Source organism: Bradyrhizobium sp. LVM 105, assembly GCF_003957705.1.
GTDB classification, from domain to species: Bacteria; Pseudomonadota; Alphaproteobacteria; order Rhizobiales; family Xanthobacteraceae; genus Bradyrhizobium; species Bradyrhizobium frederickii.
On record NZ_QZMV01000003.1, the window covers coordinates 474,985 to 486,325 of the forward strand.

Genomic DNA, 11,341 nt, shown 5'->3' on the forward strand with positions numbered 1-11,341 from the left:
TCTCAACATGCTTCACGGTGACATCTCCAGCAGTAACGACACGGTCGGCGTCGCGGTCGTCAATTACAAAATGCCCCGCCTGCACACCAAGGCCGAGGTGCTCGAGAACGCCCGCAAGATCGCCGACATGATCGTCGGCATGAAGGTCGGACTGCCCGGCATGGACCTCGTGATTTTCCCGGAATATTCCACGCAAGGCATCATGTACGACTCCAAGGAGATGTACGAGACAGCCTCGGTCGTGCCGGGCGAGGAAACCGCGATCTTCGCCGAGGCCTGCCGCAAGGCCAAGGTCTGGGGCGTGTTCTCGCTGACCGGTGAGCGCCACGAGGAGCATCCGCACAAGGCGCCCTACAACACCCTGATCCTGATGAACGACAAGGGCGAGATCGTGCAGAAGTACCGCAAGATCATGCCATGGGTGCCGATCGAGGGCTGGTATCCCGGCAATTGCACCTATGTCTCCGAGGGGCCGAAGGGACTCAAGGTCAGCCTGATCATCTGCGACGACGGCAATTATCCGGAGATCTGGCGCGACTGCGCCATGAAGGGCGCCGAGCTGATCGTGCGTTGCCAGGGCTACATGTACCCGGCCAAGGAGCAGCAGGTCATGATCTCCAAGGCGATGGCATGGGCCAACAACGTCTATGTCGCGGTCGCCAATGCCGCCGGCTTCGACGGCGTCTATTCCTATTTCGGCCATTCCGCGATCATCGGCTTCGACGGCCGCACGCTCGGCGAATGCGGCGAGGAGGATTACGGCATCCAATACGCGCAGCTTTCGAAACACCTGATCCGCGACGCGCGCCGCAACGGCCAGTCGCAGAACCATCTCTACAAGCTGGTCCACCGCGGTTACACCGGCATGATCAATTCCGGCGACAGCCCGCGCGGCGTCGCGGCGTGCCCGTATGATTTCTACAAGAACTGGATCAGGGATCCCGAAGGAGCGCGCGACATGGTCGAGGCGATGACCCGCGCGACGCCGGGGACCGATGAGTGTCCGATCGACGGCATCCCGAATGAGGCGGCGGCGTCCAACTACTAGATCAGCGCTTCTGCTGTGTAGGCTTGCGCGGCGGGCGCGGAGTGGCGGCGGGTGTGGGTGTCCCGCTCATCTTGTTGGCGGCTTCGCTGACATCGAGCAGTGAGCGACGGATGTCCTCGAGATAGCCCGCCGACTTCTTCTTCATGGTGTCGGCAAGCTCGTGGAGTCCCTTGATCTTCTCGAACAGCTCGTCGGCCTTGCCGTCGACGAAGCCGGGCACGACGCCCTCGATCTTCGTGACCGCCTTGTCGAAGCCCGCGAAGGCGCTGTCGACCTTGGCCATGACGGAATCGATCTCGGTGCCTTTGCTCCGCAGATCGGCGGTATAATTTTCGAACGTGCTCAGACCCTCCTTGATTGCGGGGGCGTTGCTGACGATCGTGCGGTCGACACTATGCAGGGTCTCGACGATAGTTTCGGCGTCGCTGAGGTCGGCGGTCAGGACGGGGACGCCGTCCGAGTCCAGCGGCACCGGTGGCGCGGAGGGAGCGCCCCCGATCAGCGAGATCGCAGCGACGCCGGTGAGGCCCTGGAACTCGATGCCCGCCACAGTGTCCTTGCGGATCGGCGCGGTATTGTCGAGCATCACCAGCGCCACGATCCGGCGCGGACTCTCCAGCTTGATCGAGCGGATCTGGCCGGCCGGCACACCGTCGAAATTGACCGGGCCGCCGCGGCGCAGGCCGCTGGCGGAGCCACCCTCGAACACCACCCGCAACTGGCTGCGGCTCTGGATGGTGCGCCATTTCTGCACGCCGAGCACGCCGCCGAACGCCACGGCGATCACCGCCAGCGTCGCCGTTCCGATCACCAGATTGCTCGCACGTGCCATATGGGGACGGTTTTACGGCCAAAACGGGGAAGTTGGAAGCAGCCCGCAATGTAAGGAGGGCGGGTTAGCGAAGCGTAACCCGCCGCCTTTCTTCGCTCTAATGTCCAGCCGCACGCTTTGCCGCAGCATTGTTCAGCACGATCAGGGCATCGACGGCCACGCCGGTCCTGGTGTTGATCAGGAACGGGTTGACGTCGATCGAGGCGATCCGGTCGCCGGCATCCGCGATCAAATTGGACAGGCCGACCAGCGCCTTCACCGCGGAGGCTTCGTGCAGGGCCGGCTTGCCGCGATAGCCGCGCATCTTGATGCCGGCCTTGGTGCGGCCGATCAGGAGCCGCGCCTCGGCCTCGTCCAGGGGCGCGCCGGCGAGCGCGACGTCCTTCATCAGCTCGATGTCGATGCCGCCGGTGCCGAACAGCACGACAGGCCCCATCTCGGCATCGAGCGAGGCGCCGACCACGAGCTCGAGCTCGGCCTTGACCTGCTGCGCGATCAGGATGCCGTCGAGCCTCGGCTTGCCTTTCAACCTGCTCACCCGAGCCGTGATATCGGCGAACGCCTTCTTCACCTCGGCCGCGCTGTTCAGGTTCAACACCACGCCGCCGATGTCGGACTTGTGCAGGATCTCCGCGCTGACGACCTTGGCCACGACCGGAAAGCCGATCTGCTTGGCGATCTCTACGGCTTTCGTCGCGGTCTGTGCGATCGCCTCCTTCGAGATCGGAATGCCATACGCCTTCAGAAGCTTCTTCGAGGCGATCTCGTCGAGCGCGGCGCCGCTTGCAGATCTCAGCGCCTTCTCCAGCACGGCGCGCGCGGCGGGCTTCGAGCTCGAGACGAGGTCGGGCACCTCCTTGCGCAGCCTGGCGTAGGCGAGCAGCGACTTGATCGCGGTCACCGCCCGGTCCATGCCCTGCATGACCGCGAGATGCGGCAGCGACTTGCGCAAGGATTTGGTGAACTCGGTGAAGCCGATCGACATCGCGCTGATGTAGATCACCGGCTTGCCGGCCTTGCCCGCCATCTCGTCGACGATGCGCAAATTGCGCTCCCGCAGCTCGTGCGGCGCCTTCGGCAGCTCGGCATCGACAATGACGATGTCGATATCGGGATCGTCGATCATCAGCTTGATCGACTTCATATAGACGGAGGGATCGACGACCGCGGCAAAGCCGGCATCGAGCGGATTGCCGACGATCGAGCCCGGTCCGAGCATCTTCGCCAGCTCCGAGCTGACATGCGCGCTCAGCGGCGCGAACTTCAGGCCTTCTGCGTCAAAGGCGTCGATCAGCATGCCGCGTTTGCCGCCCGACAGCGTGACGGCGGCGAGCCGGTCGCCCTTGGGCACGGCCGCGTGGACGAAGCATTCGGTGGTCTCGATCAACTCGTCGAGCCCACCGACCCGGATCACGCCTTCGCGCGTTGCAACGGCGTCGAACGTCTCGATCGAGCCCGCGAGCGCGCCGGTGTGCGCCATCGCCGCAGCGCGGCCGCCTTCTGAGGCGCCGAGCTTGAGCGCGATCACGGGCTTGCTGGCGGCGCGCGCCGCCTTGCAGGCGTCGCGGAACGACCTGGTGTTGCGTACGCCTTCGAGATAGACGACGATCACCTTGACGCTCGGATCCTCGGCGAAATAGCGCATCAGGTCCGGCGTCTCGAGTCCGGTTTCATTGCCGGTTGTCACCATGTAGCCGACGCCGACGCCGCGATCCTCCAGCGCCTGACGGATCGCCATGACGATCGCACCGGACTGTCCGGCGATCGCCACCGCGCCCTGCTCCATGGTCACGACACGGTCATCGATGTTGGTGAAGAGCCTTTCGCCGGCACTCAGATTGCCGAGGCAGTTCGGCCCCGTGACCGCAAGTCCTGTCTCGCGCACGGCCGCCTGCAATTCGGCGGCGAGCTTTTGGCTTTCCTCGTCCTGCAGCTCGCTGAAGCCGGAGGTGACGATAGTGGCCGAGCGCGCGCCGGCCGCCGCGGCGTCGCGGATCACCTGTACGGCGAAACGCGCCGGCACCAGCACCAGAACGTGATCGGGCTTCTCGGGAAGGCTCGCAAAATCCTTGTAGCAGGGGACGCCCCAGATGGCGTCGCGCTTGGCGTTGACCGGATAGAGGCCGCCCTCGAAACCGTATTTGACCAGATTGTTCCAGATGCGTTCGGCATAATTGCCGGGCTTGTCGGTTGCGCCCACCAGCACGATGTTGCGCGGATGCAGCATCGCGTGGATGCCCTTGACGATGTCGCTGGCATCGGACGGTGGAGACCATGGATGGAACGCGGACGCAGCAGACACTTGGGCTTCCATGCCGTGACCTCACCTGTTGTTCTTCTTGGTCGAGCGTCACTCCGTTCTATGGCGAGTCCTTCGGACTGGCAACCACGGGGGTATGCCGTGTGGTGGAATGAGCGACGCTGCCGCGTGTCGTCGGCGCGGTGGGCGATTTGTCGGCTCCGATCAATGTCGCATGCAGGATGTAGCGCTCGGGGCCGGAGGTGACCGCGTCGAATGGCCAGCAGGTCGCGAGAACAAGCTCGAAACCTTGTGTCGTAGCGTCGATGCCCGATGCATCGAAACGAACCACGGCCGAGGAATCCGCGCGATAGCGGAAATGGCGACCGTCGCGACGTGTGACATCGATGATGTCACCAATGACGACATTGCGCAGGAAGCGGAAATGAGTGTCGCGATGGGCGGCATAGACGGCAGTCCCGCGTTCACCGGCATCGGCTGTTTGGTGGATATGGCCGGGGCCAAACGCCAGCGCCTGTCCGCTCGCGCCGTCCAGCACGATGGCGCTGGCACCGATCCGCTTGACCTCGATCCGCGCCACCGGCCAGGTGTCGGCCCACGACCACGGCTTTACCGCCTGTCCCGTCGCAATGCTTCGGTCGAACGCCCGCTCCAGCAGCATTTGGGCGAGCCATGCCTTGGCGTGGATGTAGGCGCCGTCGCCGAACAGGAAGAGGCCGATCAGGGCCAGAACCAGAGGAGATATGAGGCGGGGCATCTGCATCTCTTTGTTGGTCATTCCGGGGCGGCTCGTAGAGCCGAACCCGGAATCTCGAGATTCCGGACTCGATGCTTCGCATCGCCCCGGAATGACACCCCCAAAAAAAGACGCGCGCGGCCGTTGGTTACGGGACAGGCAGCCGCGCGCGCTAACAGAGGAGTCGGGGGGCTCCTCTCTCAAGCGGCGTTGGTGAGCAAGGGCCGACGCCGGTTGAACACGAACAGGAAAAGGGCGAGCACGATCAGGATCAGGCCCGCGATCATCTTCAGCTCGGCCGAGGTCGCCGTCTTGGGCAGACGGATTGAATCGGGCGCTGCGGGTGTCGGGCGCCGCATGGCCGGTGAGGTGCCCGCATCGGCATGGCGCTCGCGCAGCTGCGCCGGGATCTGCGGCCGTTCGCCGAACACCTTCTCGAAATCCCAGCCGGCGGGCAGGTTGATCGGCAATTCGCTGAGCTTGAGCGGCGCGCCTTCGGAGCGGCTCGGCGTCTTGTCGACGGCGACGAGGCTTGTTAGCCGCGTGACGATCTGATGGTCGAGCGCCAGCGTCAGGATCGCCTTGTCCGCCTCCCCGGGTGCGAGCTCTCGCATGGCGCGCGCCACTTCGGCGTCACCGATCTTGCGCTTGGCCCAGAGTTTCGACAGGCCCTTGCCTTCGGCGGCATGTTGCAGCGGCAGGGTCACCGACCATGGGCGGTCGCCGACGCGCCCCCTGATCTCGAGTGAGCCTTCGAGCTTGTCGAGCTTTGCCGCCAGCACCAGCGGCTCGTCGCGATAGACGTCGGGGATGATCGCCGGGGTGATGTCGGCGTTGGCCTCGGAGAACTTCGCGGCGAGACCGGTCACGGCCGGATTTTCGAGCTTGGCGAACAGGCCGCGCATGCGTTCCTCCACCTGCTCGACGGAGCCGATATGGGTGAAAGCCCCACGACCGAGCTCGGCGGCGCGGGTCATCAGATAGGTGTTGGGCGCCGACCCGATGCCGACCATGAAGACACGCGAGCGGCCGCGCATCGCCGTGATCGTTTCGAACAATTGCTGCTCGTTGCCGATTGCGCCGTCGGTCAGGAAGACGACCTGGCGAACCATGCCGGTGTCGCTTAGCTTGTCGGCCAGCGCTGCGCGCATCGCCGGCACCATCTCGGTGCCGCCACGCGCCTGCAAAGCGCCCACGAACGAGGTCGCCTCGCCGACATGCGCGGCATCGGCCGGCACGGAAGCGGGAAACAACACGTCCATGGTGTCGTCGAAGCGAATGACGTTGAAGCGGTCGGTCGGCAGAAGCCTGGTAAGCGCGTAAGCGAGGCTCGCCTTGGCCTGGACCATCGACGTGCCGCCCATCGACCCCGAATTGTCGATCACGAACACGACCTCACGTGGCAGCGGCTTTGGTGTCGCCTGCTCGGCGCCGGGCGGGGTGACGAAGGCGAGCAGATAATCGGCATCGCCGACACGTTCGCGGAACAGGCCGACCGACGGCGCCTTGTCGGTGACTGGCTTCCACGTCAGCTCGAAGTCGCGGTCGGCGGGGACAGCGCCGTCGGCGAGCGTGACGATTCGTGTCGTGCTGTCCGGACTCTCGATCTTGACATTATGGTGGTGGCTCTTGACCTCGCCAAGCGCGAAGCCGGCCTTCAGGTGCACCGTGATGCTGGTCGGATTGACCGGTGCAGTCTTGGCGGGATCCAGCACGGGCGGCGAGATGCGGTCACGATCTGCTACCGGGTCCGACGTCGTCGCGCCCCAGCCCGATCCGTCGTTGCGGAAATCGACACTCTGGACGATCGGCGCCGGATTGTAGCGCGGTCCGATCACCAGCGGCAGGCGGAGCGAATATTCGTTGCCGGATTGATGCACAGGCTCCTGATATTCGATCTGCACCAGCACGGTTTCGCCAGGGCCGATATTTGCAACCGAATTGGTGAAGATGTTCGGCCGTTCCTGCTCGGTGAGCGCGGCCCTCTGACCGGCGCGGCGCGCCTCTTCGTAGATCAATCGTGCCTGCTGCCGCTCCTTGATGTCTCCCACGATGATGCGGTCGCCGACCACCATCTTCAGCGTATCGATGGCACCGCCGATCGCGAGCGGGTAGACATAGGTCGCCTCGACCCAATCCTGGGTCGGGTTGCGGAAGGCCTGAGTGACCCGGGCGCGCAGGGTCGGGCCGGAAACCGTGATGTCGACGTCGATGCCGAGGCGGATCGCTTCCGTGATGGCGCCGCCGTCCTTCAGGAGCAGGCTTCCGGACCTGGGATCGCCGGGCTGGAGCAGGCTGGCCTGCTCGGTCGTTGCCGACCAACTCGTCCCGAAGCTGACCAGCAGGGCCACGAACGCCATCAGCATCACCGCGATGCCCTGCGCGAGAAGAAGCAATCCGAGCTTGATCAGCCCTTTCAACATGGGGTGCTCGTCGTCGTCGGCTGTGTCGTAGGTGTCCATTTGGCCTGCTCCCGAAAGGGCGTTTGCTGGCTCCGAGCATTCGTCGGGAGTGGCCGCTTTCGCGAGCAGAATGATCGGCAATGTTCCGCCACGGCCGGCCGGGTGCGCCGTGGCCGGGATGACCATGTGCGGTTTTGTGCTGGTTTGTCCGGCCTGCTAGAATGGCCGTGCTGGAGCAGGGCCAACGATGCAGATGCAGGACAAGGTTTCCGACAAGCAGCTTTCGGACGAGCAGAGCCGCGAGATCGCTGACACCATTCGCGAGGAGCTCGCCAGACGCAGGATTTCCCGGCAGGCGCTGGCCGAGCAGGCCAAGCTCAGCCTCTCGACGCTGGAGAAGGTGCTCGGCGGGCGGCGGCCGTTCACGCTGGCGACGACGGTGCGGCTGGAGCAGGCGCTGGGCGTTTCCTTACGCAAAAGCCCCGTCGTGCCGGCGCCTCAGGCCGCCAACGATGTCGCTCCCGACAGCCTCGGCTCCTATGCGCATCGCGCCGTGACCTGGCTCGAGGACGTCTACATCACGTTGCGGCCGTCCTTTGGCGACAAGGACGCGATTTTCGCCTACCGCACCGAGATCATCTGGGATCCGAAAGTCTCTTCGCTGGTCTTCCGCGAGGGCGATCGAACCGATGCCGCCTACGAGCATACCGGCGAGGTCGCCGTTCCCCATCAATCCGGTTTCGTCTACCTCGTCATCATCAAGCACGGCCAGCATCGCGTGATCACGGTGTCGCGGCCGACGGTCGCCGGTGAGATGTACGGCATCATCTCGACGCTCCGTGCAGGCCCTGGTTCGCAGCTCACGCCGATTGCCGCACCGATCGCCTACGTGCCGCTTAGGAACGTCCCGCAGCCATCCCTCGGGCGGGTTGCGCCCGACGATGCCAACCACGCCCTGTATCGAAAGCATCTGCGCCGCACGGTGGAAGAGCCTTTTGCGCTGTTCCTGACGCAATAATCCGCAATCGACCGGCCGGCGTGCCGGAAAGATAAAAGCGTCCGCGAAGGGCGCTGTGGTCAGGAGTTGGCGACTTTCCTGTCGATCTCTGAGGCCACCGAGAATTCCTTGCGCAAGGTCGGCTTGTGGATCTTGCCGGTGGCGTTGCGCGGCAGCGCGTCGACGAAGCGGATCTGGCGCGGGCACTTGAAGCGCGCCAGATTGGCCGCGCAATGCGCCAAGACGTCGGCCTCAGTGAGCTTCTGGCCGGGCTTGACCGCGACGATGGCAAGGCCGACCTCGCCCCATTGCGGATCCGGGATGCCGATCACGGCGGCTTCGGCGACGGCGCTGAGCTGATGCAGGACGTTCTCGACCTCGGCCGGATAGACGTTCTCGCCGCCGGAGATGTACATGTCTTTCCAGCGGTCGACGATGTAGTAGAAGCCTTCCTCGTCGACGCGGGTCGCATCGCCGGTGTGCAGCCAGCCGTCGGTGAAGGAGGTCTTGTTCGCCTCCGGCCTGTTCCAATAGCCCGGCGTGATGTTCGGTCCCTTCACCCAGAGCTCGCCAAGTTCGCCGACGTCGGCATCGCTGCCGTCCGGCCGGACGATGCGCACCTCCGTATGCAGCACCGGCTTGCCGGCGGAGCCGGCCTTGCGCGCGGCATCCTCGCGATCGAGCACCAAGACGGCCGGCGAGGTCTCGGTCATGCCGTAGCCCTGCTGCAGCGCGACGCCGCGCGCTTCCCACACCTTGAGCAGCGGCACCGGCATCGGCGCGCCGCCGACACCGCCGACGATCAGCCGGCTGAGGTCGGTGGTCGCGAAGGCCGGGTGCTGCGCCATGAACTGGTAGATCGCCGGCACGCCGAAGAACACGTTGATGCCCTGCGCGGGATCGTTGATCAGGCCGAGCGCCGTGCCGGGATCGAAGGCGCGCATGATCATCACGGTGCCGCCGGCGTGCAGCACCGGATTGGTGTAGCAATTGAGACCGCCGGTGTGGAACAGCGGCAGCACGGTGAGCAGCACCGAGGCCGGCCCGATGCAGGCGGGGCCGCCGAGATTGACGCAGTTCCAGAAGGTCATGCCATGGGTGATGGTCGCGCCCTTCGGATGGCCCGTCGTGCCCGATGTGTACATGATGGTCGAGACGTCATCGAGCGTGACCTCTTCAGCGCGGTCGAGCGGCTTTGCGGCGGCGATGCCGGCCTCGTAGGATCCGCCCGGGCCGAGCAGCAGGCTGGTCGCGACACCGCAGCGCTTGGCGACGGCAAGTGCCGTCTCGGCGAGATCGGTGTCGTGGATCATCACCTTCGGCGCGCAATCGCCGGTGATGAACTGAAGCTCGGGAACGGTGAGGCGGGTATTCAGCGGCACGAAGATCGCACCCAGGCGACCGCAGGCGAACTGGACCTCCAGCGTGTCAGTCGTGTTCAGCGCCAGCACCGCGACGCGGTCGCCGCGCGAGACGTTCAACGTGTGGCGCAGGAACGAGGCGAGGCGCGAGACACGGGCATCGAGCTGCGAATAGGTGAAGCGGCGTTCGCTCGCGAGGTCGATCACCGCGACCTTGTTCGGTGTGCGGCGGCCATGATGGACGATCCAGTCGTAATAGCGAACGGCCAAGAATTCCTCCCTCGGCGGTCGGTGCCGCCCTCCTGCTTGCTGCCCGTGCGCGATGCCCGGCGTGGCGTTGGCGCCAGCCGGAGTCTGTGCAGCAACGTTTTTTTGAGCCGAGTTAGCCAGTGCGGGACGAAAATCGTCTTGCGTGGAGTTGCTGGGTGATAGGCTGCGGTGGAGCTGCTCCCATGGTCAGCCACTCCGCGCAAGTGAATGGCAAATGTTCCAGCCATGGTGGACCAGCGAATCCGCCAACAGGGCGAGACCAATGAAGAGCCCGTTCTATACCGCCGAGCACGACGCCTTTCGCGACGTCATGCACCGCTTCGTCGAGAAGGAGATCGCCCCCTTCGCCCATGAGTGGGACGAGGCCGGCGAATTTCCCCGCGCGCTCTATCGCAAGGCGGCCGAGATCGGCCTGTTGGGCCTCGGATTTCCCGAGGAATATGGCGGCATCGCTGCCGATCAGTTCATGAAGATCGTCGCGAGCCAGGAGCTGGCGCGGGCCGGCGCCGGTGGCGTCAGTGCCAGCCTGATGAGCCACACCATCGGCTCGCCGCCGATCGCGCGCGCGGCGCGGCCTGAGGTGAAGGCGCGGGTGCTGCCGCAGGTGCTGTCCGGCGAGAAGATCTCCGCGCTCGCGATCACCGAGCCGAGCGGTGGTTCCGACGTCGCGGGCCTCCGCACCAGGGCACGGCGCGACGGCGATCACTACGTCGTGAGCGGCGAGAAGACCTTCATTACCTCAGGCATGCGCGCCGATTATCTGACCGTTGCCGTGCGTACCGGCGGTGAGGGCGCCGGCGGAGTCAGCTTGCTCCTGATTGAAGGCGACACGCCGGGCCTGTCGCGCACCAAGCTGAAGAAGATGGGATGGTGGGCCTCCGACACCGCGACGCTGCATTTCGACGAATGCCGCGTGCCAGCCGAAAACCTGATCGGCGAGGAGGGCCAGGGCTTCAAGATCATCATGCAGAATTTCAACAGCGAGCGCATGGGCATGGCGGCAGGCTGCACCGCCTTCGCCCGGGTCTGCCTCGACGAGGCCATCGCCTATGCCAAGGAGCGCAAGACCTTTGGCAAGCCGCTCGCCCAGCATCAGGTGATCAGGCACAAGATCGTCGACATGGCGCAGAAGGTGGCAGCCTCGCAGGCAATGCTGGAGATGCTGGCCTGGCGGCTCGAGCAGGGCGAGAGCCCGGTTGCGGAAATCTGCATGATGAAGAACCAGGCGACGCAGACCATGGCGTTCTGTGCCTCGGAAGCCGTGCAGATATTCGGCGGCGCCGGCTTCATGCGCGGCATCAAGGCCGAGCGCATCTACCGCGAGGTCAAGGTCAACGCCATCGGCGGCGGCACCGAGGAGATCATGAAGGATCTGGCGTCACGGCAGATGGGGTTGTGACGGACGCCGTCATTCCGGGGCGACGCGGAAGCGTCG

7 protein-coding genes and 1 pseudogene are annotated in these 11,341 nt (G+C 65.1%); 3 read left to right on the top strand and 5 right to left on the bottom strand.

The annotated features are described in order from the left end of the window. Nucleotides 1–7: 7 nt before the first annotated feature. The gene (locus D6B98_RS11790; protein ID WP_126257148.1) at nucleotides 8–1,048 is read left to right on the top strand and encodes an aliphatic amidase; all 1,041 of its coding nucleotides are present in this window, start codon (nucleotides 8–10) and stop codon (nucleotides 1,046–1,048) included. A 1-nt stretch (nucleotide 1,049) separates the two neighbouring features. On the opposite strand, the gene D6B98_RS11795 is transcribed toward D6B98_RS11790, so the two are convergent. From D6B98_RS11795 to D6B98_RS11815, 4 genes and pseudogenes are all read right to left on the bottom strand, one after another. Continuing rightward, complete coding sequence (locus tag D6B98_RS11795; RefSeq protein WP_126257149.1) at nucleotides 1,050–1,880, bottom strand: MlaD family protein; 831 nt, start codon at nucleotides 1,878–1,880, stop codon at nucleotides 1,050–1,052. Between the two features lie 97 nt (nucleotides 1,881–1,977). Next, nucleotides 1,978–4,194, bottom strand: a complete 2,217-nt coding sequence (locus D6B98_RS11800; RefSeq protein WP_126257150.1) for an acetate--CoA ligase family protein — start codon at nucleotides 4,192–4,194, stop codon at nucleotides 1,978–1,980. 142 nt (nucleotides 4,195–4,336) lie between these two features. After that, nucleotides 4,337–4,897 (bottom strand): annotated as a pseudogene (locus tag D6B98_RS11805) (class GN sortase); the annotation flags it as partial. Nucleotides 4,898–5,076: 179 nt separating this feature from the next. Beyond that, the gene (locus D6B98_RS11815; RefSeq protein WP_126257152.1) at nucleotides 5,077–7,338 is read right to left on the bottom strand and encodes a marine proteobacterial sortase target protein; all 2,262 of its coding nucleotides are present in this window, start codon (nucleotides 7,336–7,338) and stop codon (nucleotides 5,077–5,079) included. A 187-nt stretch (nucleotides 7,339–7,525) separates the two neighbouring features. Between D6B98_RS11815 and D6B98_RS11820 the strand changes: the two genes are divergently transcribed. Then, on the top strand, nucleotides 7,526–8,296 hold the full coding sequence (locus D6B98_RS11820) for a helix-turn-helix domain-containing protein (RefSeq protein ID WP_126257153.1): 771 nt from the start codon (nucleotides 7,526–7,528) through the stop codon (nucleotides 8,294–8,296). 59 nt (nucleotides 8,297–8,355) lie between these two features. Here D6B98_RS11820 and D6B98_RS11825 read toward each other — a convergent pair whose 3' ends face one another. Continuing rightward, on the bottom strand, nucleotides 8,356–9,906 hold the full coding sequence (locus D6B98_RS11825; RefSeq protein WP_126257154.1) for an acyl-CoA synthetase: 1,551 nt from the start codon (nucleotides 9,904–9,906) through the stop codon (nucleotides 8,356–8,358). A gap of 262 nt (nucleotides 9,907–10,168) precedes the next feature. On the opposite strand from D6B98_RS11825, the gene D6B98_RS11830 reads away from it, so the two are divergent. Next, nucleotides 10,169–11,305: an acyl-CoA dehydrogenase family protein gene (locus D6B98_RS11830; RefSeq protein ID WP_164718536.1), complete on the top strand. Its 1,137-nt coding sequence runs from the start codon at nucleotides 10,169–10,171 to the stop codon at nucleotides 11,303–11,305. The last annotated feature ends 36 nt before the right edge of the window (nucleotides 11,306–11,341 follow it).

What these genes read in the sequence shown, in the direction of transcription:
- D6B98_RS11790 (WP_126257148.1), top strand. Translation starts at nt 8, where the DNA reads ATGCTTCACGGTGACATCTCCAGCAGTAACGACACGGTCGGCGTCGCG.
- D6B98_RS11795 (WP_126257149.1), bottom strand. Translation starts at nt 1,880, where the DNA reads ATGGCACGTGCGAGCAATCTGGTGATCGGAACGGCGACGCTGGCGGTG.
- D6B98_RS11800 (WP_126257150.1), bottom strand. Translation starts at nt 4,194, where the DNA reads ATGGAAGCCCAAGTGTCTGCTGCGTCCGCGTTCCATCCATGGTCTCCA.
- D6B98_RS11815 (WP_126257152.1), bottom strand. Translation starts at nt 7,338, where the DNA reads ATGGACACCTACGACACAGCCGACGACGACGAGCACCCCATGTTGAAA.
- D6B98_RS11820 (WP_126257153.1), top strand. Translation starts at nt 7,526, where the DNA reads ATGCAGATGCAGGACAAGGTTTCCGACAAGCAGCTTTCGGACGAGCAG.
- D6B98_RS11830 (WP_164718536.1), top strand. Translation starts at nt 10,169, where the DNA reads ATGAAGAGCCCGTTCTATACCGCCGAGCACGACGCCTTTCGCGACGTC.